Annotated in this window: 22 protein-coding genes and 1 riboswitch; of the genes, 15 read left to right on the top strand and 7 right to left on the bottom strand. The window is 64.7% G+C overall.

Going from position 1 to position 25,022, the window contains the following annotated elements; genetic code table 11:
* The coding region (locus Q0C64_RS03170) for an IS1595 family transposase (protein WP_294120762.1) at positions 1 to 920 on the bottom strand (920 nt) is incomplete at its 3' end.
* A gap of 158 nt (positions 921 to 1,078) precedes the next feature.
* On the opposite strand from Q0C64_RS03170, the gene Q0C64_RS03165 reads away from it, so the two are divergent.
* From Q0C64_RS03165 to Q0C64_RS03140, 6 genes are all read left to right on the top strand, one after another.
* A complete protein-coding gene (locus Q0C64_RS03165) occupies positions 1,079 to 2,455 on the top strand; it encodes a glycosyl transferase family protein (RefSeq protein WP_294120760.1) in 1,377 nt (458 codons plus the stop codon).
* Positions 2,452 to 3,561, top strand: coding sequence for a hypothetical protein (locus Q0C64_RS03160; protein WP_294120758.1), 1,110 nt, complete (start codon positions 2,452 to 2,454; stop codon positions 3,559 to 3,561). The genes Q0C64_RS03165 and Q0C64_RS03160 overlap by 4 nt, the downstream gene beginning before the upstream one ends.
* A 62-nt stretch (positions 3,562 to 3,623) precedes the next feature.
* The gene (locus Q0C64_RS03155; protein WP_294120756.1) at positions 3,624 to 4,532 is read left to right on the top strand and encodes a sulfite exporter TauE/SafE family protein; all 909 of its coding nucleotides are present in this window, start codon (positions 3,624 to 3,626) and stop codon (positions 4,530 to 4,532) included.
* On the top strand, positions 4,523 to 5,287 hold the full coding sequence (locus Q0C64_RS03150; RefSeq protein WP_294120766.1) for a TIGR02186 family protein: 765 nt from the start codon (positions 4,523 to 4,525) through the stop codon (positions 5,285 to 5,287). The genes Q0C64_RS03155 and Q0C64_RS03150 overlap by 10 nt, the downstream gene beginning before the upstream one ends.
* Positions 5,288 to 5,504: 217 nt before the next feature.
* A complete protein-coding gene (locus tag Q0C64_RS03145) occupies positions 5,505 to 7,037 on the top strand; it encodes a DUF87 domain-containing protein (protein WP_294120764.1) in 1,533 nt (510 codons plus the stop codon).
* A 126-nt stretch (positions 7,038 to 7,163) separates the two neighbouring features.
* Positions 7,164 to 8,960 (top strand): serine protease, encoded by a 1,797-nt coding sequence (locus tag Q0C64_RS03140; RefSeq protein WP_294120754.1) that lies wholly within the window; start codon positions 7,164 to 7,166, stop codon positions 8,958 to 8,960.
* A gap of 4 nt (positions 8,961 to 8,964) precedes the next feature.
* On the opposite strand, the gene Q0C64_RS03135 is transcribed toward Q0C64_RS03140, so the two are convergent.
* The 3 genes from Q0C64_RS03135 to Q0C64_RS03125 all read right to left on the bottom strand — a co-directional run bounded on the left by Q0C64_RS03135 (position 8,965) and on the right by Q0C64_RS03125 (position 12,704).
* Positions 8,965 to 9,201 (bottom strand): hypothetical protein, encoded by a 237-nt coding sequence (locus tag Q0C64_RS03135; protein ID WP_294120752.1) that lies wholly within the window; start codon positions 9,199 to 9,201, stop codon positions 8,965 to 8,967.
* 42 nt (positions 9,202 to 9,243) lie between these two features.
* Positions 9,244 to 11,178 carry a TIR domain-containing protein gene (locus tag Q0C64_RS03130; RefSeq protein WP_294120749.1) on the bottom strand — a complete coding sequence of 645 codons (1,935 nt, stop codon included), beginning with the start codon at positions 11,176 to 11,178 and terminating at the stop codon, positions 9,244 to 9,246.
* 74 nt (positions 11,179 to 11,252) lie between these two features.
* Positions 11,253 to 12,704, bottom strand: a complete 1,452-nt coding sequence (locus Q0C64_RS03125; RefSeq protein ID WP_294120748.1) for a M23 family metallopeptidase — start codon at positions 12,702 to 12,704, stop codon at positions 11,253 to 11,255.
* 139 nt (positions 12,705 to 12,843) lie between these two features.
* Here Q0C64_RS03125 and Q0C64_RS03120 point away from each other — a divergent pair, with 139 nt between their 5' ends.
* From Q0C64_RS03120 to Q0C64_RS03105, 4 genes are all read left to right on the top strand, one after another.
* Positions 12,844 to 15,366, top strand: a complete 2,523-nt coding sequence (locus Q0C64_RS03120) for a helicase-related protein (protein ID WP_294120747.1) — start codon at positions 12,844 to 12,846, stop codon at positions 15,364 to 15,366.
* A 9-nt stretch (positions 15,367 to 15,375) separates the two neighbouring features.
* Positions 15,376 to 15,633: an RNA-binding S4 domain-containing protein gene (locus tag Q0C64_RS03115; protein ID WP_294120746.1), complete on the top strand. Its 258-nt coding sequence runs from the start codon at positions 15,376 to 15,378 to the stop codon at positions 15,631 to 15,633.
* A gap of 55 nt (positions 15,634 to 15,688) precedes the next feature.
* Complete coding sequence (gene fdxA, locus Q0C64_RS03110; protein WP_294120745.1) at positions 15,689 to 16,030, top strand: ferredoxin FdxA; 342 nt, start codon at positions 15,689 to 15,691, stop codon at positions 16,028 to 16,030.
* A 68-nt stretch (positions 16,031 to 16,098) separates the two neighbouring features.
* Positions 16,099 to 16,935, top strand: a complete 837-nt coding sequence (locus Q0C64_RS03105; RefSeq protein ID WP_294120743.1) for a MipA/OmpV family protein — start codon at positions 16,099 to 16,101, stop codon at positions 16,933 to 16,935.
* Positions 16,936 to 16,959: 24 nt separating this feature from the next.
* Here Q0C64_RS03105 and cysN read toward each other — a convergent pair whose 3' ends face one another.
* On the bottom strand, positions 16,960 to 18,894 hold the full coding sequence (cysN, locus tag Q0C64_RS03100; protein WP_294120741.1) for a sulfate adenylyltransferase subunit CysN: 1,935 nt from the start codon (positions 18,892 to 18,894) through the stop codon (positions 16,960 to 16,962).
* Positions 18,894 to 19,796 (bottom strand): sulfate adenylyltransferase subunit CysD, encoded by a 903-nt coding sequence (gene cysD / locus Q0C64_RS03095; protein WP_294120740.1) that lies wholly within the window; start codon positions 19,794 to 19,796, stop codon positions 18,894 to 18,896. Before cysD ends, cysN begins: the two co-directional genes overlap by 1 nt.
* A gap of 140 nt (positions 19,797 to 19,936) precedes the next feature.
* On the opposite strand from cysD, the gene Q0C64_RS03090 reads away from it, so the two are divergent.
* The 3 genes from Q0C64_RS03090 (at position 19,937) to Q0C64_RS03080 (ending at position 23,167) form a co-directional block, all read left to right on the top strand.
* Complete coding sequence (locus Q0C64_RS03090; RefSeq protein WP_294120739.1) at positions 19,937 to 20,509, top strand: EF-hand domain-containing protein; 573 nt, start codon at positions 19,937 to 19,939, stop codon at positions 20,507 to 20,509.
* 27 nt (positions 20,510 to 20,536) lie between these two features.
* Positions 20,537 to 20,644: riboswitch (TPP riboswitch) on the top strand.
* Positions 20,639 to 22,546 carry a phosphomethylpyrimidine synthase ThiC gene (gene thiC, locus Q0C64_RS03085; protein WP_294120738.1) on the top strand — a complete coding sequence of 636 codons (1,908 nt, stop codon included), beginning with the start codon at positions 20,639 to 20,641 and terminating at the stop codon, positions 22,544 to 22,546. It overlaps the preceding riboswitch by 6 nt.
* Before the next feature lie 87 nt (positions 22,547 to 22,633).
* Positions 22,634 to 23,167, top strand: a complete 534-nt coding sequence (locus Q0C64_RS03080) for a hypothetical protein (protein WP_294120734.1) — start codon at positions 22,634 to 22,636, stop codon at positions 23,165 to 23,167.
* 218 nt (positions 23,168 to 23,385) lie between these two features.
* On the opposite strand, the gene Q0C64_RS03075 is transcribed toward Q0C64_RS03080, so the two are convergent.
* The gene (locus Q0C64_RS03075) at positions 23,386 to 23,514 is read right to left on the bottom strand and encodes a hypothetical protein (RefSeq protein WP_294120733.1); all 129 of its coding nucleotides are present in this window, start codon (positions 23,512 to 23,514) and stop codon (positions 23,386 to 23,388) included.
* A gap of 573 nt (positions 23,515 to 24,087) precedes the next feature.
* On the opposite strand from Q0C64_RS03075, the gene Q0C64_RS03070 reads away from it, so the two are divergent.
* Both Q0C64_RS03070 and Q0C64_RS03065 read left to right on the top strand, forming a co-directional pair.
* Positions 24,088 to 24,477, top strand: coding sequence for a MerR family transcriptional regulator (locus Q0C64_RS03070; RefSeq protein WP_294120732.1), 390 nt, complete (start codon positions 24,088 to 24,090; stop codon positions 24,475 to 24,477).
* Between the two features lie 52 nt (positions 24,478 to 24,529).
* Positions 24,530 to 25,003, top strand: coding sequence for a PilZ domain-containing protein (locus Q0C64_RS03065; protein WP_294120731.1), 474 nt, complete (start codon positions 24,530 to 24,532; stop codon positions 25,001 to 25,003).
* Positions 25,004 to 25,022: the final 19 nt, after the last annotated feature.

Genomic DNA, 25,022 nt, shown 5'->3' with positions numbered 1-25,022 from the left:
CTCGCACCAATTGTTTGATAGGTTAGGCGCTTGCCGACGATACCGCGAAGCAGTTGGTCGGCGCGATCGGCGTCGTTGTAGCCGAGCGCAACGCGGTTGCTGTAGCGGAAATCGAACTCTGCCAGATAGCGGTGCAAGTGCTTTTCGGCGCAGAACTGATAGACGCCGCGCATCCCGCGTTTGAAGATCGAAAAGAAGCCTTCGATGGTGTTGGTGTGAATGTCGCCGACAACATATTCGCTGATGCTGTGACGGACGCGCTTGTGACCGCCGATGAACTCTTTGCCGACTTTCCAGTAGAGCTGCGCGTCGTCGGTCACTAGGCGGCTTTCACGGTCCACATTGGCGCGAACTATCCCGGCAACGAACTGGGTGGAAGTCTTGTCAGTGAAGATCGAGCGGGCCTCGCCAGTGTCACGATTGACCAGCGACACGACGCACAGCTTGTGACGATAGCCGCCCTGCGGCTTATCGACGCCCTTCTTGTGGCCGATATAGGTTTCGTCGGCTTCAACAGTCTGGCCCGCGCCGCCCATCGGAAGCAGATCGCCCGAGCGCATAGCTTCGCGGATACGATGCGACATGAACCAGGCGGTCTTTAGGGTAACGCCAAGGGTGCGGTGAAGCTGGTTGGAGCTGATGCCCTTCTTTGAACCAGCAACGAGATACATAGCCTGGAGCCAGATATTCAGCGGAACGTGGCTGCTTTCAAAGATGGTCCCCATGCGGACAGTGAACGGCTTACGGCACTGGTAGCACTTGTAGAGGCCCTTGCGGGTCGATGCGCCGCCCATCTTGGAGATGCGATCCACGCCGCCACAATGCGGGCAAGTCGGGCCTTCCGGCCATACCCGCGCTTCGACGAACGCAAAGGCTGCGTCTTCATCGTGAAAGTGCGGGGCTGATAGTGCGCTTGCCATTGTCTTGCTCCTGTCCGCTCACACTAGCGGAAGGAGTGGGTATGTCAAGTATAATAACGCCTATGACATGCATTCGCCCGCTCGGTACTCGCGTTTGGGGACACCCCATGGTGAATCGAGCCAATTATCCCGTCCAATTCGGCTGCGCTTGACTGGCAATGTCGCTGGTTGCGTTGATCCTGACCGAACTCACCGCCGAGTTGGCGTTGTTCGCTGCTGTCGGTTTCCTGTTGTTCGCAATCGATGACTTGGCCGTCGACCTGATTTACTTCGTCCGCCGGAGCTGGCGGGCGCTGGCGATCTATTCGCGCTTTCCCAAAATGTCCGCCAATGCGTTGCCGACACCGATGCGGCCGGGGTGGATGGCGGTCCTGATTCCAGCGTGGGACGAAGCGTCCGTTATCGCGCCGATGCTGCGGTCCACCCTCGCCCGCTTCGACCACGGCGAATATTGGCTGTTCGTCGGCCACTATCGCAATGACCCGGCTACGCAGGCGGCAATCGACAGCGTCCGGGATCCGCGCGTGATTGCGGTCGAAATTGACGTCGACGGTCCGACTACCAAGGCCGACTGCCTCAACCGCCTTTATGCCGCACTGGTCGCCTATGAAAAGGCGGTTGGACGCACCGCCAAGGCAATCGTCCTGCATGACGCGGAAGACCCGGTCCATCCACTCGAGCTCAAGCTGTTTGACCGGCTGGTCGAATATGCCGGTCTGGTTCAGCTGCCTGTCGTCCCGCTGATTGATCCGGATTCGCGTTGGGTGGGCGGCCACTACGCCGACGAGTTCGCCGAAGCGCATATGAAGGAGCTGGTGGTGCGAGAGGCAGTTGGCGCCGCCATCCCGCTGGCCGGGGTCGGCTGCGCAATCGAACGCGTTGCGTTGTCGCGACTGGCCTCCCGCCATGACGGCCGCCCATTCGCCGGCTCCAGCATGACCGAGGATTATGAAATGGGGCTTCGCCTCGGCGCAATCGGAGTAAAGACGATGTTCGTGCGCATCCCGGCCGAACCGGGTAGCCGCGCGGTCGTTGCCAGCCGCGGCCATTTTCCATCGACCATCAATGCAGCGGTTCGCCAGAAGGCGCGATGGATTGGCGGCATTGCCTTCGCCGGCTGGGACCAGCTCGGCTGGCGCGGCGGGCCTGGTGAGCGCTGGATGCGGATGCGCGACCGGCGCGGCCCCTTGGCGGCGCTGCTGCTGCTCGCTGGCTATTCTGCCGCCGTCTTGTGGGCGGAAGTGGCGCTGGCCGCGGCATTAGGCGCACCAATCGCGGTCCCGGTGTCGACACCACTGGCGACGCTGATGTGGATCAACGGCTGGCTGCTTGGCTGGCGGATGCTGATGCGCGCGTCCTTCACGACCGCAGCCTATGGTTGGAAAGAAGGCCTGCGCTCACTGCCGCGGATGGTCGTCGCCAACGTCGTCGCAGTCCTCGCCGCGCGGCGAGCGCTCATGCTCCATTCGGCCGGCGGGGCGCGCCAGTGGGACAAGACCCATCATATCTTTCCCGCGGAGATTCCCCGGCCATGAGCAATTCGATCCGCTTTCTTGGCGCGGCGATCCTGGCATGGGCGGCAGTGCGCGCCGTCAGCCTTGGCCTCATTCCGGGCACCCAAGCGCTCGCATTTGATGCCGAAGCCGCGCAGCCGCCCAAGCCGCGCCTGCCGGCAATCCAGCCGTCGCAGTTGCCGCCGATTGAACCAATCGCCCAGCCTTATCCGCTATCTTCGCCCGCCGCGTCTTATGGGCCGCAAGTCGCCTATGCCGGTTACGGCGGCTATCCCGCCTACGCTCCCTATCCGGTCTACGTGCCGGTTCGGGCGCCTTCGGGCGCGCGCTACAGCCCGCCGCAGATTGTCTATCTGGACCGGCCGCAGGGACTTCCTGCGGAGATCAATGTGTATGGCGCAGCGCCGCCGATCGGCGGGATAAACCAGCCGGCCGAAGCGGCACCACCACCACCGGCGGTACCCGCACGCCAATCAACACCATCGTTCGGCGAGTTGAAGTTGCCCAGTCTGCCTGACCGCCTGTCGATCAGCAGCTGGGCAACGATGCGCAACCGCGCCGGATCTGACAGCCTCGCCAGCGGCGGGATGCTCGGCGGAAGTCAGGCGGGCGCACGGTTGCTGTGGCGGTTCGATCCGCATCTTTCGGCCAGCTTGCGAACCAGTGCCCCGATCAACAGCCAGCGCGGGGTCGAAGCCGCCCTAGGGTTACGCTACCAGCCAATGACCAGCCTTCCGGTCGCCATCACGCTCGAACGGCGTCATGCCTTCCGTGATTATGGGCAGAGCGCCTTTGCCTTGTTCGCCGAGGGCGGCTTTTACGGCCGGCCGATGCCGTGGAACTCGACGTTGGATACCTATCTTCAGGCGGGTGTGGTGGATTTCAACCACCCCGATTGGTTCGTCGATGGGCAGGCGGCGGTGAGCCGTCCGGTGTGGCGCAACCTGTCTGCGGGACTTGGCATTTGGGGCGGGGCCCAGCCGGGCCTCGGCCGATTGGACATCGGGCCTCGCGCCACCCTGCGCCTCGGCACGCGAATGCGCGTGCACCTCGATTATCGATACAAACTGATCGGCAACGCCATCCCCGGTTCGGGCGGCGTGGTGACGCTGGCCGGCGACTTTTAGAAATCCCCACGCCCGCCTTGGTTTTGACGCCCTTTTGCGGCTAGCGTGCCGACAGGGCATTCATGGACATTTACCTTCCCATTGCCGGCCAGGCGGTCAACGCGGTGCTGATCATCGCGCTGGGCGGTCTGGTTGGCGTGTTGTCGGGCTTGTTCGGGGTCGGCGGCGGCTTCCTCACGACCCCGTTGCTGATCTTCTATGGCATCCCGCCGACGGTGGCAGTCGCCTCCGCCACCACCCAGATCACCGGTGCATCGGTGTCGGGCGTCTACGCCCATATGCGCCGCGGCGGCGTCGACCTGAAGATGGGCGCGGTGATGACCGTCGGCGGCGCCATTGGCAGCCTGGTCGGAGCCGGCCTGTTCCGCGTGCTCCAGGCATCGGGCCAGATCGACCTGGTAATCGGTATTCTTTACGTCGTTCTGCTCGGCGGGATCGGCGGACTGATGCTGAAGGATGCGCTGGTCGCGCTCGGCTGGGTCAATGTGGAACAGCCCGAGGAGCGGCCACGCCACAATCGCTGGGTAGCCAGCCTGCCACTTCGCTGGCGCTTCTATGCATCGGGACTCTACCTTTCGCCGATCGCGCCGATGGCACTCGGCTTTCTTGCCGGGATTATGACCGTGCTGCTCGGGGTCGGCGGCGGCTTCATCCTGGTCCCGGCGATGATCTATATACTGGGCATGGCGCCGCGCGTGGTGGTTGGCACCAGCCTGGTGATGATCCTGGCGGTGAGCGCCGTCACTACCATGATCCATGCCACCACCACCCAGGCGGTCGATATCGTGCTGGCAGGGCTGCTGCTGGTCGGCGGCGTGGTCGGCGCCCAATATGGCGCGCTGCTCACCACCCGGATGAAGCCCGACCTGCTGCGCCTCGCCCTGGCCGGGATCATCCTGGCGGTGGCGCTGCGCATGCTGCTCGGGCTGACCTGGCAGCCCGACGAAATATTCACGATCGAATATCTGTGAGGCGGGCATTGCTCCTGCTCGGCCTGGCGCCGCTGATCATGGCCCAGGCCGAGCCCAAGCTGGTGCCCGACATCAGTTCACGATCAATCGAGATCCGCTACAGCTTTTCCGGAGCCCAGCTGTTGCTGTTCGGGGCGATCCTTTATCCAGGCGGGCGCGTTCCAAGGCGGCCGGCCGATGTGATTGTCGTGCTGAAGGGCCCAGTCGAACCGATCCTGGTCCGCGAGAAGGAGAAAATCGGCTTCATCTGGATGAACGCAGACAAGAATAGCTTCCGCTCGGCGCCAAGTTTCTATGCGGTCGCCTCCTCCGCACCGGTGCGCCAGCTGGTCGATGAACGGACCGCGGCGATTTACGAACTCGGCCTGCAGGACCTGCAGCTGTCGCCGGGCGGCGGCGCCCTGCCGGACAAGGAGCGCCGCTTCGAAGCGGGGCTGCTCGACCTCAGGGAGCGGGAAGGGCTTTACGCCGAACACCCTCACGGCGTGGAGATCAGCGAGGGCGTGCTCTATCGCGCCCGCATCGGCATCCCCAGCCAGGTGCCGGTCGGCACCTATACCGCCGAGACCTTTCTGGTGTCCGACGGCAAGGTGATTGCCGCGGCGACCAGGGAAATCGAGATCGACAAGTCCGGCTTCGAACGGTTCGTAGCCCTTGCCGCCCGCCGCCACGGCTTCCTCTATGGCCTCGCTGCTGTCGCACTATCGCTGGGGCTTGGCTGGGCAGCCGCCTTGGCGTTCCGCCGCCGCTTCTAAAGCGTATTTTAACCCGTCTCGGCTAATCCCGCTTCAACCGTAATTTCTAAGTGGGGTAATTGCGTCGATGACCGAGCAACCGAGCCTGAAGCAGTTCCTCGATGAGCTGAGCAATTACAGCGAGGCGGATGAAGCCGCTTCGGCCTCGTCCGGGCAGGTATCCGTGCCGCCCATCGGCCGGGTGCTCGAAATTGCGGGCTCGGGCTCAAAAATCTGGATGGATTTCGAGCGGCTGCAGATGCTGGTCAGCCATGCCGATCCGTCGGTCGCCATGTCCGGCCAGGTCGGCAGCCAGGTGAAGATGATGGTCGGTTCGTCCTGGCTGATCGCCAACGTCCGCACCCTGCAGACCGGCAATGACGGCAAGGTGCTCGGCCAGATCGATTTCCTCGGCGAAGGCCAGAGCGGCGCCAACGGGCGCATGTCCAACTTCCGCCGCGGCGTCACCCGCTACCCGATTCCGGGTTGCGAGGTGTTGCCCGTCACCACCGACGACATGCGCGCGATCTTCGCCGCGGCCGACGATCCGCACGTCGAAATCGGTACGGTCTATCCGACCGACGACATTCGCGGCACACTCTATATCGACCCGATGCTGTCGAAACACTTCGCGGTGCTGGGATCGACCGGTACCGGTAAATCGACCTCGGTCTCTCTGATTCTCCACCGCATTTCGCAATATAGCCCCGAGGGTCACATCGTGATGATCGACCCGCACGGCGAATATTCGGCCGCGTTCAAGAGCTGCGGCGAGCTGTTCAACGTCGACAATCTCCAGCTGCCCTACTGGCTGATGAACTTCGAAGAACATTGCGAGGTGCTGCTCACCACTGACGGCTCAGAGCGGCAGCGCGACGCCGACATTCTCGCCAAATGCCTGCTCGCCGCCCGGACCAAGTCCAAGCAGAGCGAGCAATTCGGCAAGGTGACGGTGGACTCGCCGATTCCGTACCTGTTGACCGATCTGGTGAGCGTCATCACGACCGAAATGGGCAAGCTCGACCGCGCCGGCGACACCACGCCCTACCAGCGGCTCAAGAACAAGCTCGACGAGATCCGCGCCGACCCGCGCTACACTTTCATGTTCTCGGGCATGCTGGTCAGCGATTCGATGGCGAGCTTTATTGCCAAGCTGTTCCGCCTGCCCAGCCACGGCCGGCCGATCTCGATCGTCGACGTGTCGGGCGTTCCGTCCGAAGTCACCTCGGTGGTGGTCTCGGTGCTCGCCCGCATGGTGTTCGACTATGCGATCTGGTCGCGGACCGAGGCGCAACGCCCGATCCTGCTGGTCTGCGAAGAGGCGCACCGCTACGTCCCCAAGGACGAGACTTCGGGCGGCCAGGCGGTGCGCAAGATCCTCGAGCGTATCGCCAAGGAAGGCCGTAAATACGGCGTGTCGCTGGGGCTGATCACGCAGCGTCCGTCCGACCTTGCCGAAGGCGTGCTGTCGCAGTGCGGCACGATCATCTCGATGCGTTTGAACAACGACCGCGACCAGGCCTGCGTCCGGGCCGCGATGCCGGAAGGCGCGCGTGGCTTCCTCGATGCGATCCCGGCGCTGCGCAATCGCGAATGCATCGTTTGCGGCGAAGGTGTCGCTATCCCGATCCGGGTTCGTTTCGACGACCTTGAGCCGGAAAAGCGCCCGGCGTCGTCCGACCCGAGCTTCGCCACGTCATGGCGCGAGCATGGCGACGAGGAAGGCATCATCCAGCGCACCGTCAAGCGCTGGCGCGGCCACGGCAAGTAGTATCCATTGACCGCGTAGCGGGCTTGGCCGCATGCTTCCCCCTTGGGGTTGGGGGCATGTGTCATGCGCATTTCTGGCCAAAAAGTTGCTTTGCCGGCTGTTGCGGCGCTGTTCGCGTCCGCGGCGATGGCGCAGCAACCCGGGCCGTGGCCGCAGACGGTCAATCTCCGCCTTAGTCCCGACCTTGGCGATGCGGTGCCTGCTGTGCGGGCGGCGCTGCTCGGCCTGCCGGCGGTGCGGATTGCCGAGCCGGCCGATTATGAGCTCACCACCAAGCGCGATTATCCGCTGACCCTGATTGCCAACGACGCCCGGCAGCCGCGCGAAGAATGGCAGAATGACTTCACCCGGGAACCGGTTCGACCTGCGCCGCGGCGGGCCGAACTGGGAAATCTTGGGCTCGGCAATTTCCGCGGCCGCCTGCGGTTGTTGATCGACCGGCGCGACCGGGCCAACCGGCTGATGAACCTGGCGATGTCGACGCGCCAGACCGAGGTCGAGACCTGCCTGGCCGCGGACACGGACTCGTCGGAGCCGGCGAATTGCCATCGCCGCCGGATCCGCATGGCCAGCGGCGACCAGCCGCCTCCGGACGACCTTCTCGGTGACGGCTACCCGTCCGCCAGCCTCCGCAACCGGTCGACGCGCCCGCTCTACTTCGCCTTGCTGGCGATCGATCCCTCGGCCGGGATCAGCCTCATCGCGCCCCGCAACGGAACCACGCAGCCGCTGGCGCCCGGTGCCACCGCGACCGGCTTGAGGCCGCGCTTCGGCAGTTCATCCGGGATCGTCGCGCTGGTCACCATCACTTCGGACCGACCGATTGATACCAGCGCAGTCGAGCAGGCGCCGATCGACGATGCCGCCTGGGACGATTGCCTGTCCGCCGCGGCGGGCTGCGCGCGGCCGGCCATGACCATTCCAGCCGATTGGTCGATGTCGGTCGCAGAATATCATCATTATGCGCACACGCTGGTCGGGATCGGCGGCGGGTTTCCGGTGACCGAGGGAATGGCACCGTGGATGGCGGAAATCTATTCGACCCTGCCGTTCACCGCGCAGGAAATCGCCGATGACGCGCAGGCACCGGAGGGCAAGCGGAAGTTTCTCGCCCAACGCAGGCCGCAGGAGCGCGACCATCGCTGCGGCGGCTCGCTGATCGCCCCCAATCTCCTCATCACGGCCGCTCATTGCGTGGCCAACTCGCCGTTCACACCCGCCACCATGAACCAGGTGCTGACCGACCGCCGCGTCCGCCTTGGCAGCAAGCGGCTCGGCCGGGGCGGCTGGACCATGGCGATCGCCGGCGTGACGGTGCCGGCCAGCTATGTGCCCGGCCGCCAACAGGATGACATTGCCCTGTTGCTGCTCAGGCCCGATCGCGACTCCAGGCCATATGACGACACCTTCATCCCCTTGGGCCAGAAGCCGATTTCGGCCGGGACGGACGTCACCGCCTTCGGCTGGGGCTATACCGGGGTTGTGGCGCCGGGCGCGAACGCGCTGTTCAACATCGCCGACGAGTTGCAGCGCAATCCCGATCAGCTGCAATATGGGATGATGCGGGCGTTGGCCTGGGACGCCTGCCGCCAGCGGCTCAAGGCCAAGCTCGGCCCTGGCATGGTCTGCCTGGTTGCACCGGGCGGCGAAACAGGAGCGGTGCCGGACAAGAATGTATTCAGCTGCCGCGGCGACAGCGGCGGCCCGTTGGTGCGCAAGGACGGCGATGTCGAGGAATTGGTCGGCGTGACCAGCTGGTCAATGGGCTGCGGCTACAGGAATATGCCGTCGGTCTATACCGACGTCACCAAATACCGGCGCTGGATTACTGCAGCGACGGAGCAGCTGAAGCCCAAATTCACGCAGCCCGTCGACGAAAAAGCGGCGCCCTCCGGGGTCGGAGAGCGCCGCCAATCAAATTGATCGATTAATGGTCGGTCGAGCCTTGCTCCGTGGCATTGGCGTCGGCCGCATTGGCGTCCATCGTCGCATTTGCGTCGGTCGCAGTGGCGTTCGCATCCATGGCCGCATTGGCGTCCATTGCTTCATTCGCCATCGGTTCTTCGGCGACTGCCTCATTGGCAGCGGCGTCCTCGGTCTTCTTACAGGCCGTCATCGACATGCTGATCGCGACAGCAGCCACACCAATCAATAGTTTGCGCATAGTCCCCTCCCTGTTTCACGGGGTCGATCCCCTGACCGTTCGTTAGACGAAATGAAGCCGGCTTAGAAGCGATTTGAATCGCGGTTCGTCGCGAAGGGGCTGGAGGAAGGGGTCGCTGAGCAGATAGACCAGTCCAGAATCCCGCTCATCCACCGCTTTTTCGAGGGCATCCATGGCTTCGGCCGGCTTGTTCCATTGGGCCAATATTTGCGCTTGCTGGTAGAGGCCATTGTCACCTTCCTGCTGACGGAGCGCGTCCAGCTCATGTTGCGCCCCCGCCTCATCCTTGCGCCGCAGGGCAACTATCGCCCGGCCGGGAATCGCCAGCAAGTCGATCGCCTCGGCCTCAAATTCCTTCGCGGCTTGGTCGACTCGGCTCATCATCAGCATGGCGTTGCCGATATCCCCATGAGCCCCGCTGAGCTTCGAGTTGAGCTCGAGCGCGCGCCGGGCAGCGGCGATCGCACCCTCATAGCCGCCCGAGGCAAAACGAATGCGGCCCTCCGTCTTGGCCAGGCTGGCGTTGAGCGGGTCGAGCGCCTGCGCTCGCTCGATTGCCGGAAATGCGCGATCGAACTGTCGGCGGCGCGCGCGGTAAAGCGCGCACAGGCTCAACACATCCGCATTGCCGCCGCCCAATTGCTGCGCTTGCTGGTAAGGCGCATCAGCCGCGGTCACGTCGAGCAATCCATAGAAGAGGGCATAGCCGAGCGCGGCATGGCCCTCGGGATATTGGCCGGCATGAACGATTGCCTGCCGGGCCTGTTCGACCGCCTGGCCGAAGAGAGTACGGCGTTCCCCGGCCTGGGCGTATTGATTGGCGATGACCGCCAGCGCCCGCGACCGCGCGGCGAGTGCCGCAGCATAGGCCGGATCGATTCGGACGGCATTGGAAAATTCGGCCAGGGCAGCGCGGTCACTGGCTTCGTCGCGCTGGGATTCGAACAATTCCTTGCCGCGCAGATAGGCATCGAACGCCGCCACGCTGCCGGTGCCGCCGCTGCGCGCCTTCGATTCCTCGCCCTGACCGCTAAGCCGGATTTCGAGGGCGGCGCTGACCGCGTCCGCCACTTCGGCCTGCAATTCGAGCAAATTGGCCATCGGCCGGTCAAAGGTCTGGGTCCATTTGCTGAAGCCGCTCTTGCCGTCGATCAGCTCCACCGCGATCCTGAGCTGGCCCTGGGCGGCGCGAATGTTTCCATCGAGGACATTGGCGACCTTGAGCCTGCGGGCGATCGTTGGCGCGCTGTCGCCGCGGTCGCGAAAACTGTTCGATGAGGCCTGCCCGACCACATTCAACAGCGAGTTGCGGGCCAGCTTGGAACGGAGTTCCGCTGCCAGCCCGTCTGACAGATATTGCTGGCGGGGATCGCCGCTCAGATTTTCGAACGGCAGGACGGCGATGCTGTTGGCGGCCGCAGCACCCGGCGCGAGCAATATCTTCCAGACGACCAGCCCGCCGCCGGCGACCGCGACGGCAGTACCGGCGGCGATTGCCGACCGGCGCGTGAAGCGCGGCCCGGTCCGTGCCCTGGGCATCCCGACCGGATCGCGGCCAATGATGTCGGCGATTGCTTTCATGGCCCGCTGCATCGCCGGGTTGCTTGCCTTGAGGCCGCCCCGCGACACGTCGATGCACTGGAATTGACGGAATCCGAGCGGTGGCCTGGTGCCGTCGAGCGACAGAGGTACCAGCTTGTGCCGGTCGCGCGCCCAACTTGCCTCGTCCTGCACCCAATGGGACTCGCAGGCATTTTCCGACCACAGGACTACCACCGCGCTGGCGCTTTCGAGCGCCTTGGTGATTTCCGCCCCGAAGCGCTCGCCCCCGGGGATCAGCCCGTCCCACCAGACGCGGTAGCCGGCGCGTTCCAGCAATTCGATGATCGTCCGGGCCGACTTTTCGTCGTCCCGCGCATAGCTGACGAACACAGTATCACCCGCGTCCTCACCCTGTTCGATCGCGTTCGGGTCCATGCCGGCAGCGCCCCCCGCTCCGACCCTTACTATGGCCGAAAGCGCGGCAATCCTACGCACAGCCTAACCTATTGTCATCCGTTGGGCGGAGTTGCCGGCTTTCCGATTGCCATGAGTTGCGCGAGGCGCGCCTTGAAACGTGCCAGTTCCTCACCCGCCAGCAGCGCCTGGCTGGCGAAGCGAACGCCCATCGGATTAACCGCAACGCCGCCGCGATAGACTTCATAATGGAGGTGCGGCCCGGTCGACAGGCCGGATGAGCCGACATAGCCGATCAACTGCCCCTGCCGGACGAAACTGCCCGGCGCGACCACGATCCGGCTCATATGGCTGTAGCTGGTGCCCATGCCGGCGGCATGCGCCAGGCGGACCTGCTCGCCATAACCCCCGGACCAGCCGGCTCGGATCACCTGGCCATCGGCAGCGGCGACGATCGGCGCGCCGTAATGGGCGCCGAAATCAATGCCTTTGTGCATGCGCGCAAAGTGAAGGATCGGGTGGAAGCGGATGCCGAAACCGGATGTGATCGGGGCCGCCACCGGCCAGGCCATGGTCGCCACCTGCCGGCCCGCGCCGTTGGTATCGATCCAGTCGGTGCGACCGCCGACCGTCCATTTCATCAGCTGGACGGCTGCGCCCCCGGAGCGGTTGATCGCGGCGTAGAGCAGCGGTCCTTCCTCGCTTTCGCCGGTGGCCGCGCGGCGGTTGGCGATGATCAGGTCGAACCTGTCGTCAGGCCCGACCTGCTCGCCGACGTCGATCTGGGTCGCCAGCGCACGCAGATATTCGCCAGCCGATTGCGGCGAGACCCCGGATGCCCTCAGCGCCCAATAGAGGCCGTCCCCGACCCGTCCACGAATGCGGATGGGACGGCTGTCGATCGCGATCCGGCTGGTCGAAAGCTGCAAACCGTCCGCGCTGCCCGTGACCACGATGTTGAGGTCCAGTCCGGCGCGAAACGCGAGCCGTTCGATCGGCCGGACGCCACTGGGCGAGCGGCGGCCAAGCGTGAGGGCGATGCTCGTTCCGGGTGCGATGCCGCCGGGCAGCGCGGAAGAGATGATCCGCGCCGCTTCGCCGGCTTCGGCATAGGTCGCTCCCGATCGCGTCAGCAGCGCAGCCATATTGTCGCCGGTCCCGAACCGGGCGAACAGGTCGATGGTTGGACGGTCGGGCGCTTCGGCCAGGGGCTGGACTAATGCGTTGGCCGCCATCCGGCCACCGGTGCCCGATCCCGAGCCGAGCGGCGCAATTCCCATTTCGCGATATTGCTCGGCCTCCGCCGCGCTGACCCGGTCGGCGGGAATAGCGGGCAAAGGCTCAAACGGATTGGGGGCAATGAATGCGACCGTCGCGCACATCAGGCTGAGCGTTGCCAGCCCGCGCCACCAGCGCCGCGACAAGGGTTCCTCGGCCAGGTCGACGACGAGGTCGAATTCGTGCCAGCGCTTGCGACGGCGGCCGAAGCTGGGCGCAACCGGCTCCGCGACGGCGAATGCCGCCTCGTTCCGCCATTGTGCACGCATGTCGAGCAACTCTGCCCCCGGCCTTGGGTTTCCCGGCTCCCGTCATGGTTAAAAGAGGTTAAGGTCCAATAAACAGAATGGGACTCAACTGGCCGCAAAGCCGCTTGCGCTTCCGCGCCGAAATGCCAAACTGGTGAGCATGGCAGCGCGCGGTGACGGCCTTGTCCGGGCCATCCTTGGTCCCACCAACACCGGCAAGACCTACTTGGCGATCGAGCGGATGTGCGCCCATTCGTCAGGCGTTATCGGCTTCCCGCTCCGGCTGCTGGCCCGCGAGGTCTATGATCGCGTCGTTGGATTGAAGGGTGCCAACCAGGTCGCGTTGATCACCGGCGAGGAACGGATCGTGCCGCAGGGCGCGCGCTATTTCCTGTGCACCGCCGAAAGCATGCCCGTGCAGGGCGACCGGGGCGACGATCCCGATTCCGGCCGCGATTTCGCCTTTGCCGCGATCGACGAGGCCCAGCTCGGCATCGATCCCGAGCGCGGCCATGTGTTCACCGACCGGATGCTGCGCGCGCGGGGCCGCGAGGAAACGCTGATCCTCGGTTCCGACACGTTGAAGCCGCTGATCCGCGAGTTGCTGCCCGAAGCCGAAATTGTCAGCCGGCCGCGCTTTTCGACCTTGCGCTATGCCGGCGCGGCCAAGCTGTCGCGCCTGCCGCCGCGATCGGCGGTGGTCGCCTTCTCGGCCGAGCAGGTCTACGCGCTGGCCGAGATGCTGCGCCGGTTCAAAGGCGGCGCGGCGGTGGTGATGGGCGCACTGTCGCCAGCTACCCGCAATTCCCAGGTCGCCATGTTCCAGCGCGGTGAGGTCGATTATCTCGTCGCGACCGATGCCATCGGCATGGGGCTCAACATGGATGTCGCCCATGTCGCCTTCGCCGGCCTGGAAAAGTTCGACGGCCGCCGCGACCGGCGATTGACGATTGCCGAAATGGCCCAGATCGCCGGCCGCGCCGGGCGCCACCAGCGCGACGGCAGCTTCGGCACGCTTGGCCTGGGCGGCGAGAACGCCCCCGAGCTCAGCGAGGAGGAAGTCAATGCGATCGAAGAGCATCGCTTCCGCCCGCTCGATCATCTTTACTGGCGGAGCGCCGAGCTAGACTACACCAATGTCACCGACCTGATCGCCAGCCTCGAAGTCCGCAGCGACGATCCGCTGCTCAGGCCAGCGCCGCTGGCGATCGACCTCGCCGTCCTGAAGCTGCTGGCGGAAGACCCGGTGATCGCCGCAACCAAGGGCAGCAAGGCGCGCAAGCTGTGGGCGGTGTGCGGCCTGCCCGATTTCCGGAAAGTGGGGCCGATGCACCACGCCCGGATGGTTCGCCGCCTCTTTTCCTACATCGGTGAGGGCGGGCATATCCCGCACGAATGGTTTGCCGCCGAAGTCGCCCGGCTCGACAATGTTGCCGGCGACATCGAGGCGCTGGCCGACCGGCTCGCAGGCATTCGCAGCTGGGCCTATATCGCCCAGCGCTCGGATTGGTTGGCCGACCCTGCCAAATGGGCCGAACGAACCCGCGCCGTAGAATCGAGATTGAGTGATGCGCTGCACGAGCGGCTGACCCAGCGCTTCGTCGACCGTCGTACCGCCGTGCTGGTCCGCGACATTGGTGCGCGCGGCGCCGACGCGCTGCCCGTGACGGTCGCCGCCGATGGCGAGGTCAGCGTCGGGCCCGAGCCGATCGGCCACCTCGCCGGCTTCGAATTCCGGGTCGATCCGACCGCCCGGCTGGCTGACAAAAGGCTGCTGCTGGCCGCGGCCGAGCGCCGCCTGGGCGAGGAACTGGATCGCCGCGCGGCCAAACTGTGCGAGGCTCCGGACGCCGAGTTCCAACTGGTCGAGGAGGGCGGAGCCGGTCTCGCTATCGGCTGGGACGGCCATGTGCTCGCTCGCCTCGCGCCCGGCCGTTCCCTGCTCGAGCCGGCGGTAAGGACAGCGCGCGCCCTCGACCGGCTGTCGGTCGACCGGCGGGCCAAGCTGCGGGGCCGGATGGAGCGCTGGGTCGAGGGACAGATCAATCGCCACTTGCCGGCGCTGAAGTCGCTGGCCAGGGCCGCGGCCGACCGCGGTGCTAGCCCGGGAATCCGCGCCCTGTCGGCCATGCTGGTCGACGCCGGCGGCCATCTGCCGCGTCGCTCGATCGCCGCCCAGCTGGCCCAGCTCGACAAAGCCGACCGCCATGCCCTGCACCGGCAACGTGTGAGGCTCGGCGCGCTCGACGTTTATGTTCAGTCCCTGCTGAAGCCCGCCGCCCAGCAATGGCGGGCGGCGCTGCTGGCGGTGCGATCCAACCAGCCGATGCCGCGTTTGCCCCTGCCATCGGCGGCAACGCTCGACGGTAGTGCCGATCCGCGCGGCGCGGTGCTAGCCTTCCGTCGCATCGGCACCGACTGGCTGAGGATCGACCTTGCTGACCGACTGGCTAGCCATGCCCACCAGGTTCGCCAGCACGGCGGCCAGGACCCGGTCGACCGGGCGCTGGCGACCAGCCTCGGACTTGAAGATGCGACCATCCGTCACCTGATGGCCGAGATCGGTTTCGTGCCCGCGGGCGAGGCCTGGTCATGGCGCGGTCATCGCCGCCCGCGCCGCCGAATGCCGCAAGGACCGAGGCCGGAAAATGCGTTCGCGGTGCTCGCCCGCTTGAAGCGGTGAAAGCCCTAAGTGCGGCTGGACCGCTACCTGTTCTTCATCCGGTTGCTGAAAAGCCGCACGCTGGCGCAGGCGCTGATCGAGCAAGGCCATGTCCGCGTGGATGGCAAGCAGGCCGGCAAGACTTCGGAGGATATCCATGTCGGCCAGATCATCGCGCTACCCCTGCACGGTAATGTGCGCGTGATCCGCGTCACCGCCCTGCCGCTGCGCCGTGGGCCGGCCACGGAAGCGCGGCGGCATTATGAGGAGATTGAAGCCGAGCGTTGACTGGGGAACCGCCGCGACTTAGCGACAATCTGTCGAAAAGGGAGTTCGAACCGCCATGACCTATGTCGTCACCGACGCCTGCATCCGGTGCAAATATATGGATTGCGTCGAGGTCTGTCCGGTCGATTGCTTTTACGAGGGCGAGAATATGCTCGCCATCAACCCCAACGAGTGCATCGATTGCGGCGTGTGCGAGCCGGAATGCCCGGCCGAGGCGATCCTGCCCGATACCGAGGGCGGGTTGGAAAAATGGCTTGAGCTCAACACGACATTCTCCGCGCAATGGCCCAACGTCACCCGCAAGAACGACCAGACCCCGGCCGATGCCGATGAGCACAAGGGCGAGGAAGGCAAGTACGACAAATATTTCTCGCCGGAGCCGGGCAAAGGCGACTGAGATACCGGCAAGATTGCCCTTGTCCTGACTTTGGTTAATATCGCGGGCGAAACTACAGGGGGCCCGCCATGCTGAAATCCGCCTTTGCCGCCGTCGCGCTGCTCGCCGCCACGCCCGCGCTTGCCCAGGCCACGGGCGACCAGCTGCCCGACCCCAATGACAACAGCGATACCTATACGATCGCCGGCGGTGCCGCCTGGATCCCCGATTACGAGGGGTCGGACGATTATCGGATCATTCCCGCCCTCGCGGTGCGCGGCCGGGTCAGCGGCATCAGCTTCTTTACCCGCTCGACCTACCTCTATGTCGATTTTGTCGGGCGGGGCGACAATGCGCTTGAGCTCGACGTAGGGCCGATCGTCGGTGCCCGCTTCAACCGTACCGGTCATATCCACGACGACTTCGTCGATGCCCTGCCCGATCGCGACACGGCGATCGAGGTCGGCGGCTTTGTCGGCTTCACCTATCATGGCCTCACCAACCCATACGACGCGCTGAGCTTCCGGCTCGACGTGGTCAAGGACGTCGCCGGGGCGCACAAATCGACCATCTTCACGCCCACGATCGATTTCGGCACGCCGCTTTCGCGCACCACCTATGTCGGTCTGTCGCTCAGTGCCGAATGGGCCGGCGGCAAATATGCCGACTATTATTATTCGATCACTCCGGCCGACTCGATCGCCAGCGGGCTGCCGGTGTTCGACGCCGACGGCGGCTTCAAGAATTGGCGATTGGGCCTACTGCTCAACCAGAGCGTCAGCGGCGACCTTACCCATGGCGTGTCGATCTTCGCCACCGGCGCCTATTCGCACCTCAACGGCGACTTCAAGGATTCGCCGATCGTCGACCTGCGCGGCAGCGCCAGCCAGTGGCTCGGTGCGATCGGTCTCGCCTACACCTGGTAGGCGAGTGGCGTCCTTCGCGCCTCGCTAGGAGCGGCGCTCGAATTCCAGGATGGCGGTGACGATTTTCTCCGCCGCGGCCTCCGCGCTGAGCTCGGTCGTGTCGATCCACAGTTCGGGATCTTCGGGCGCCTCATAGGGGCTGTCGATGCCGGTGAAGTTGGGCAGCTCGCCGGCCCGCGCCTTGGCATAGAGGCCTTTGACGTCGCGCTTCTCGGCCTCGGCCAGCGGCGTATCGACGTAGATCTCGATAAACTCGCCTTCCGCCATCATGCGCCGAACCATCTGCCGCTCGGCGCGGAACGGCGAGATGAAGGCGGTCAGCACAATCAGGCCGGCATCAGCCATCAGCTTGGCGACTTCCCCGACCCGCCGGATATTCTCGATCCGGTCCGTCTCGGTGAAGCCCAGATCCTTGTTGAGCCCGTGGCGGACATTGTCGCCGTCAAGCAGGAAGGTATGCCGGCCCATTGCCGCCAGCTTCTTCTCGACGAGGTTGGCAATGGTCGATTTGCCGGCGCCGCTAAGCCCGGTGAACCACAATACCGCCGGCTTCTGTCCTTTGAGCTTGGCATGGGTTTCGCGACTGACGTCGAGCGCTTGCCAATGGACATTCTCGGCCCGGCGCAGGGCGAAGTGAAGCATGCCGGCGGCGACCGTGGCGTTGCTGTGCTTGTCGATCAGGATGAAGCCGCCGAGCGCGCGGTTGGGCGGGCCGCCGTGGGCATCGCGATAGGGCTCGAACACGATCGGCCGGTCGGTGGTCAGCTCGGCGACGCCGATCGCGTTGAGCTCAAGCGTCTTGGCCGCCAGCTCCTCGAGGCTGTTGACGTTGAGCTGATGCTTGGGCTGGGCGACCGTCGCGGTCACCGTCTGCGTTCCAAGCTTCAGCCAATAGCCTCGGCCGGCAGTCATCGGTTCGTCGGCCATCCACACGATCGTCGCTTCGAACTGGTCGGCGGCGTGAGGGGGGTCCTTGGCCGCGGCAATCACGTCGCCGCGCGAACAGTCGACCTCATCTGTCAGGGCCAGGGTGACCGACCGGCCGGCAACCGCTCGATCGAGATCGCCGTCCATGGTCACGATCCGCGCGACCCTGGTGGTGCGGCCCGAAGGCAGGATGCGCACTTCATCGCCCGGAGCAATGGCGCCGCCGGAGACCTGGCCGGCAAAGCCGCGGAAATGCTGGTCGGGCCGGCTGACCCATTGCACCGGCAGGCGGAACGGCCTCGCCTCGGCTGCGGCGCTGTCGATCGGCACGCTTTCCAGATGATCCAGCAGCGAGGGACCTTCATACCAGGCCATCGCCTCGCCATGGCTCGCGACATTGTCGCCAGTGAGGCCCGAGACCGGGATCGCGACCCAGTCGGTGATGCCGACCTCATCGGCGAAAATGCGATAGTCCGAGATGATTGAGTCGAAGACACGAATGTCGAAGTCGACGAGGTCCATCTTGGTCACTGCAAGCACCATGCGCCGGATTCCGACCAGGTTGCAAAGTATTGAATGTCTTCGGGTTTGTTCGAGAATCCCCTTGCGCGCATCGACCAGCAGCAGGGCGAGGTCGGCGGTCGAGGCGCCGGTCACCATGTTGCGGGTATATTGCTCGTGGCCGGGCGTATCGGCGACAATGAACTTCCGCTTGGCGGTGGCGAAGAAGCGATAGGCGACGTCGATGGTGATGCCCTGCTCGCGCTCGGCGGTGAGGCCGTCGACGAGGAGCGCGAAATCGATGTTTGAGCCCTGCGTCCCGACGCGCTTGCTGTCGGCCTCCAGCGCCGCCATCTGGTCGTCGAAAATCTGCCTGGTTTCGTACAAAAGGCGGCCAATCAGGGTCGATTTGCCGTCATCGACGCTGCCGCAGGTGATGAATCGCAGCAATTCCTTCGACGTTTGCTTGGCCAAATAAGCGGAAATGTCGGTCGCGATGAGGTCGCGCTCGTCAGCGTGGGGGAGGGCCATCAGAAGTACCCCTCCTGCTTCTTCTTCTCCATCGAGCCGTCGCCGGCGTCGCGGTCGATGATCCGCCCCTGCCGCTCGCTGGTGGTAGCAAGCAGCATTTCCTGGACTACCTGCTCGATGGTGTCGGCCTCGCTCTCGATCGCGCCCGACAGCGGGTAGCAGCCGAGGGTGCGGAAACGGACCGAGCGGGTTTCGACCTGTTCGCCATCCTTCAGCCGGAAGCGGTCGTCGTCGACCATGATGAGCAGGCCGTCGCGTTCCACCACCGGCCGCGGCGCGGCGAGGTAGAGCGGCACGATCTCGATCCGCTCGCGCAGGATGTAGGTCCAGATATCGAGCTCGGTCCAGTTCGACAGCGGGAACACCCGCATCGATTCCCCGGGATTCTTCCGGACATTGTAGAGCGACCAGAGTTCGGGGCGCTGCCGCTTCGGGTCCCAGCGGTGGCTGGCGGTGCGGAAGGAGAAAATCCGCTCCTTGGCCCGGCTCTTTTCCTCGTCGCGGCGCGCGCCGCCGAACGCGGCGTCGAAACCGTACATGTCGAGCGCCTGCCTGAGGCCTTCGGTCTTCCACAGGTCGGTGTGGAGTGGACCATGGTCGAACGGGTTGATGCCCTTCGCCTCGGCCTCGGGGTTCTTGTAGACGAGCAGTTCGATGCCCGGCTCGGCGCCGATCTTGTCGCGGAGGGCATACATGTCCTGGAACTTCCAGGTCGTATCGACGTGGAGCAAAGGGAAGGGCAGCGGCGCGGGGTAGAAGGCCTTTCGCGCCAGGTGCAGCATCACCGCCGAGTCCTTGCCGATCGAATAGAGCATTACCGGACGGGCGGCCTCGGCCACCGTCTCACGCATGATGTGAATGCTCTCGGCCTCCAGCCGGTCGAGATGGGTCAGCCCGCTCATCGAGCGTCACCAAGCGGTCCAGCGCCGAAACGTCAAGCCACCCATCGGCCTTGGGGGTTCATCCTGCCGCAATCCGGCTTGCCGCAGGAACATTGGACCATGCTATGGTTTCCAAAATCGCGATTTCGAGGAAATAGGACATGAAGCTTGCAGGATTTGCCGCGCTGATGCTGGCCGCGATGCCGGTGGCGGCGATGGCGGCGCAGCCCGAAGCCAAGGCGGCGGCGGACAAGAGCGATGTCGAGAAGCCGGTGACGCGGGTGGAAATCAGCAGCAAGCTCGATGCCGACTTCGCCGACATGGACGCCAATCATGACGGCAAGGTCGATGCGGCCGAAATCGACGCCCGGCTGGTCAAGAGCGCGGAAGCCAAATTGGATGCGATCAAGAAGGAGCGCGACGCGGCCTTCGCCCGGCTCGACGTCAACGGCGACGGCACCATTACCCGCGCCGAATTCGACGAGAAGGCCAAGCTGCCGACGATCAAACAGCCCGACGCGGCGCCGTTCATGGCCGAATTCGACGCCAACAAGGACGGCGAGATCACGCTCGAAGAGTTCCGCACCCCGACGCTGGCCAATTTCACCAGGATGGACATCAACCACGACGGCACGGTGACACCGGCCGAGGCCAACCGCGCAGCGACGTCGGCGGTGACCCAGGGCCCGACCAAGAAGCCGACCTTCAAGAACACGCCGTCGATTACGCGGTAGACGGGCCGGCAGGCCAAGCTTAGAGACGACTCTTCCCTGGGGAGCTGCTTGAGCAGCTGAGATCGGCGTCGGACGCCGGGACCCGTTGAACCTGATCCGGCTCACACCGGCGTAGGGAGGAGAACTCAAATGGCGGATGTCCCCGCACGCACCGAATTGAAAGTCACCACCGGCCCGATCCGCGGCAGCCGCAAGATCTGGGTCGAAGGCCGCGATGGCCTACGCGTCGCGATGCGGCAGGTGGAGTTGGAGCCGTCGAGCGGCGAGCCGCCGGTGACGCTGTACGACACCAGCGGGCCCTACACCGACCCCGAGGCGCGGATCGACATCATGGCCGGGCTGCCTGAGCTGCGCCGCGACTGGATCCGCGGTCGCGGCGATGTCGAGGAAGTCGCCCAGCGCGAGGTCCGGCCCGAGGATAATGGCCAGCTGGGGCCCGACCGCTCGGGTGGCGTCGCGCCCTTCCCCAATGTGCGACGTAGAGTTCTTAGGGCACGGGCCGGCGCCAATGTCAGCCAAATGCATTATGCCCGGCGCGGCATCATCACGCCCGAGATGGAATATGTCGCGATCCGGGAGAACCTCGGCCGCGAGATGGCCCGCGATCATGTGCGCGACGGCGAAAGTTTCGGCGCCGCTATCCCCGATTTCGTTACCCCTGAATTCGTCCGCGACGAGGTAGCGCGCGGCCGGGCGATCATCCCCAACAACATCAACCACCCCGAAAGCGAGCCGATGGCGATCGGCCGCAATTTCCTGGTCAAGATCAACGCCAACATCGGCAACAGCGCGGTGGCCAGCGACGTCGCCAACGAAGTCGACAAGATGGTGTGGGCGATCCGCTGGGGCGCCGACACGGTCATGGACCTTTCGACCGGCCGCAACATCCACGACACGCGCGAATGGATCATCCGCAACGCGCCGGTGCCGATCGGCACCGTGCCGATCTACCAGGCGCTGGAGAAGGTCGGCGGCGTGGCTGAGGACCTGACCTGGGAAATCTTCCGCGATACGCTGATCGAGCAGGCCGAGCAGGGCGTCGACTATTTCACCATCCACGCCGGCGTGCGGCTGCCCTATGTGCCGCTGACCGCCAAGCGGGTCACCGGTATCGTCAGCCGCGGCGGATCGATCATGGCCAAATGGTGCCTGGCCCATCACCGCGAGAGCTTCCTCTACGAGCGGTTCGACGAGATCAGCGAGATCATGAAGGCCTATGACATCGCTTACTCGCTGGGCGATGGCCTTCGCCCCGGCAGCATCGCCGACGCCAATGACGAGGCGCAGTTCGCCGAGCTCTACACGCTGGGCGAGCTGACCAAGCGCGCCTGGGCGCAGGATGTGCAGGTGATGATCGAGGGCCCCGGCCATGTGCCGATGCACAAGATCAAGGAGAATATGGACAAGCAGCTGGAGGTGTGCGGCGAGGCGCCCTTCTACACGCTGGGGCCGCTGACCACCGACATCGCGCCGGGATATGACCATATCACCAGCGGCATCGGCGCGGCGATGATCGGCTGGTTCGGGACGGCGATGCTTTGCTACGTCACGCCCAAGGAGCATCTCGGCCTGCCCGACCGCGACGATGTGAAGGTGGGCGTGGTGACCTACAAGCTGGCGGCGCATGCGGCCGACCTGGCCAAGGGGCATCCGGCGGCGAAGGTGCGCGACGACGCGCTAAGCAAGGCGCGGTTCGAGTTCCGCTGGCGCGACCAGTTCAACCTGTCGTTGGACCCGGATACGGCCGAGGAATATCACGACCAGACGCTGCCGGCGGAAGGCGCGAAGACGGCGCATTTCTGCTCGATGTGCGGGCCGAAATTCTGCTCGATGAAGATTACGCAGGAGGTCCGAGACTTCGCTGCGAAGCAGGCGAAGTTGTCCGAGGACCATCCGGGGGATGGTTCACGGTCGGACCTGAGAGAGTTTGCCGGCAGCGAAGCTGACGCTCAGGAAGGCATGGAGGAGATGTCCAAGCGTTTCCACGACGAGGGTGGAGAGATTTACATTGGCGCGAACGGGCGCGAACATGACTAAGCTGTAATCGTCAACGAAGACGCCGGCTTGGTCCTGCTAGCGATGGATTTGGGAGAGCCTTGGTCATGCCACCAACGGTATAAGGTTATGGACGAGCTCCACTCCGACATCTTCAGTAGGCCGAGCGTCGATGGCTGGCAGATTGTCGGTTACAACAAACTATTTCAGGAAATCCGTAGTCATACTGATCAGATTGATGACGAGTCTTTCGGAAGCTACACTTTGACGAAGTACCTTCTGGCATATTCCGTCTCGATCATCCTACGTGAGGGAGTTCTTGGTCAGGCGGCATTGGCGTCGTTTAGAAAGCTGATTGAAAGTAAGCGGTTAGATGATTTCGTGGCGATTTGCGCCGGAATCGCAAAGACGACCGCTCAAGACCTGAATGCGGAGATCGCTGGCGAACTTCAGGACCCCGCGTTCGACTACAAAGCTCAGCTCAAGAGTCCCAATTGGGGCAAATCAATGGGGGCAAATTGGTCGCGCAATATCGTAAAGATGTGGCACGCAAAAAGGCTGAGGCGATCGATACTCTTCTTGCCGGGCTCGGCCTCTGACGCTCCAGGCCACGATTTACGCCAAAGACGTCCCGCCCGGCACCATCTTCTACCACGGCACTGAGGCCCATTTGCGTGTTGGCGACCTGGGGCGCGGCGAGGATGCAATTTACGATTGAGGGGCCGTCACTAGCGCTTCGCTCCCACCATGCTGGCGCATAGTTGACGCTCACTTCGTGACGTCGATCGGGTTCGGCCATGCCGACCCGCCGGCCGGCTGGCGCCAGCACTTCGCGCTGCTCCGGCGGCGCAAAGCGCCGGCGTCGCTGCGCTCGGTGGCGCCTAGCTGTTCTTCAGATTCTCCAGGCCCCGCTGGCCGCTCTTCATCGACGGATTGGCCGCGATGGACTTCGGCTTTTCCTTCTTGGGCTTGCGGGCTTCCTTGTTCTTCCTGACTTGGCCCTTGGCCATGGCTGGTCTCCCTCGGGCGGCGCGGGACGCGCCACATGGAGGCCATCATAGCCGCAGACCGCGACAGCACAAAGGGGCCGCACCGCGTGACCGATGCGGCCCGTTGTTGGTCGTCACTGGCGCTTCGCTCTCGCCATGCTGGCGCATGGCTAACGCTCCCTTCGTGACGTCGATCCGGTCCCCCGGATCGAGTCCGGGGGCCGGTCGGCCGGCTGGCACTGGCTCTTCGCGCTGGCTCGAGATTGCCGGGCAATCCCTCACCTGCGCTCGGCGGTGCTCAGCCTAGCAGCTGCAGCACTTGCAGGTGCACGGCTTGCAGGTGCAGGCGCGCTGCGGCGCGAGCGGGGTAACCGAAACCATGGTGATTCTCCTTCTGTCCAAGAGCGGACAAAGGGCTTATACGGTCCGTACCATGGTACGGAATCAAGCGATTATTTTTGAAGGCGGAGCGCGAAGTAAATTCGCGCCGTCGGTCGGGCTGGCCTGCGGCCACCCGCCGTCCGCTCGGCACCGTCTCTTCGACACAAGCTCCCCTTTGCTTCGCAAAGCCTCCCTTGTGCTCGGCGGTGCACGATGAGGGATACTATTTCCGGGTTGGCTCAGGCCGCGGGGGTGGGGGTCGAAACGGTCCGCTATTACCAGCGGCGCGGGCTGCTGCCCAAACCGGCGCGGCCGCCGGGCGAGGTCCGCCGCTATGGCGAGACGGACGTCAAGCGGCTGAAGTTCATCCGCTCGGCCCAGGCGGCGGGATTTACCTTGAGCGAGATCGGCGAGCTGATCGCGCTCGACGCCTCCGACGACCGGGCGCGGGCGCGCGAGCTGGCGCAGAGCCGGGTGGCGGCGATCGACGGCAAGATCGCCGAGCTTAGGGAAGCGCGGGATGCGCTGGCCGGGCTGGCGAGCGATTGCGCGTCGAAGAAGAAAGGCCCCTGCCCGATCCTCAGGGCTTTCGATCCGAAATAGTGACCAAATCTTCATGATTTCGGGCTCACAATCCTTGGCTGGAGACTCGGACATGACCGTAACCGTTCCTTTCCAGCCGGAGCGGCGGCGTGCGGATCGCACCGCGCTGCACCTCAACGCGACTTTTCGCGACGGCAACCGCAAGGCGCCGGCGCGGGTGATCGACATGTCGACGCATGGTTGCCGCATCGCCTGTTCGACCGTGGTCGCCGACGATCATATGGTGTGGCTGGTGTTCGAGGGGCTGGAGAGCCAGCGCGCCCGCGTCGCCTGGCATTGCGAGGAATTCATCGGCCTGGAGTTCGAGACGCCGCTCAACGAGGCGGTGTTCGAGCGGCTGGTGGCGCAGCAGCGCCAGCTTCCCGAAAAGGAAATCAAGGAGCTGCGCAGCATCGCCAGCCGGACCCACTGGCTGGCGCGGCAGGCGGCCGATGACGATATCGCCATTCTCGCCGACATTTCGCGCCAATGCGCCGAAAATGCGGTGGTCGAGGGAATGAGGCTGAGCAAGCCCAAGAAGGGCTAGGCGGCCAGATCGATCAGGC

Source organism: Sphingomonas sp., from assembly GCF_023266535.1.
GTDB lineage: Bacteria > Pseudomonadota > Alphaproteobacteria > Sphingomonadales > Sphingomonadaceae > Sphingomicrobium.
The sequence above is the reverse complement of the archived record's forward strand: the minus strand, read 5'-3'. Positions and strand labels throughout refer to the sequence as shown.

Bases quoted from the DNA above. Each gene is read 5' to 3' on its own strand.
- cysN (WP_294120741.1), bottom strand. From the start codon at position 18,894: ATGGCCCTCCCCCACGCTGACGAGCGCGACCTCATCGCGACCGACATT.
- Q0C64_RS03105 (WP_294120743.1), top strand. From the start codon at position 16,099: ATGCTGAAATCCGCCTTTGCCGCCGTCGCGCTGCTCGCCGCCACGCCC.
- Q0C64_RS03155 (WP_294120756.1), top strand. From the start codon at position 3,624: ATGGACATTTACCTTCCCATTGCCGGCCAGGCGGTCAACGCGGTGCTG.
- Q0C64_RS03145 (WP_294120764.1), top strand. From the start codon at position 5,505: ATGGATTTCGAGCGGCTGCAGATGCTGGTCAGCCATGCCGATCCGTCG.
- fdxA (WP_294120745.1), top strand. From the start codon at position 15,689: ATGACCTATGTCGTCACCGACGCCTGCATCCGGTGCAAATATATGGAT.
- Q0C64_RS03125 (WP_294120748.1), bottom strand. From the start codon at position 12,704: ATGCGTGCACAATGGCGGAACGAGGCGGCATTCGCCGTCGCGGAGCCG.
- Q0C64_RS03075 (WP_294120733.1), bottom strand. From the start codon at position 23,514: ATGGCCAAGGGCCAAGTCAGGAAGAACAAGGAAGCCCGCAAGCCCAAG.
- Q0C64_RS03135 (WP_294120752.1), bottom strand. From the start codon at position 9,201: ATGCGCAAACTATTGATTGGTGTGGCTGCTGTCGCGATCAGCATGTCG.
- Q0C64_RS03080 (WP_294120734.1), top strand. From the start codon at position 22,634: ATGGACGAGCTCCACTCCGACATCTTCAGTAGGCCGAGCGTCGATGGC.
- cysD (WP_294120740.1), bottom strand. From the start codon at position 19,796: ATGAGCGGGCTGACCCATCTCGACCGGCTGGAGGCCGAGAGCATTCAC.
- Q0C64_RS03090 (WP_294120739.1), top strand. From the start codon at position 19,937: ATGAAGCTTGCAGGATTTGCCGCGCTGATGCTGGCCGCGATGCCGGTG.
- Q0C64_RS03140 (WP_294120754.1), top strand. From the start codon at position 7,164: ATGGCGCAGCAACCCGGGCCGTGGCCGCAGACGGTCAATCTCCGCCTT.
- Q0C64_RS03160 (WP_294120758.1), top strand. From the start codon at position 2,452: ATGAGCAATTCGATCCGCTTTCTTGGCGCGGCGATCCTGGCATGGGCG.
- Q0C64_RS03165 (WP_294120760.1), top strand. From the start codon at position 1,079: ATGTCGCTGGTTGCGTTGATCCTGACCGAACTCACCGCCGAGTTGGCG.
- Q0C64_RS03120 (WP_294120747.1), top strand. From the start codon at position 12,844: ATGGCAGCGCGCGGTGACGGCCTTGTCCGGGCCATCCTTGGTCCCACC.
- Q0C64_RS03065 (WP_294120731.1), top strand. From the start codon at position 24,530: ATGACCGTAACCGTTCCTTTCCAGCCGGAGCGGCGGCGTGCGGATCGC.
- Q0C64_RS03070 (WP_294120732.1), top strand. From the start codon at position 24,088: ATGAGGGATACTATTTCCGGGTTGGCTCAGGCCGCGGGGGTGGGGGTC.
- Q0C64_RS03130 (WP_294120749.1), bottom strand. From the start codon at position 11,178: ATGGACCCGAACGCGATCGAACAGGGTGAGGACGCGGGTGATACTGTG.
- thiC (WP_294120738.1), top strand. From the start codon at position 20,639: ATGGCGGATGTCCCCGCACGCACCGAATTGAAAGTCACCACCGGCCCG.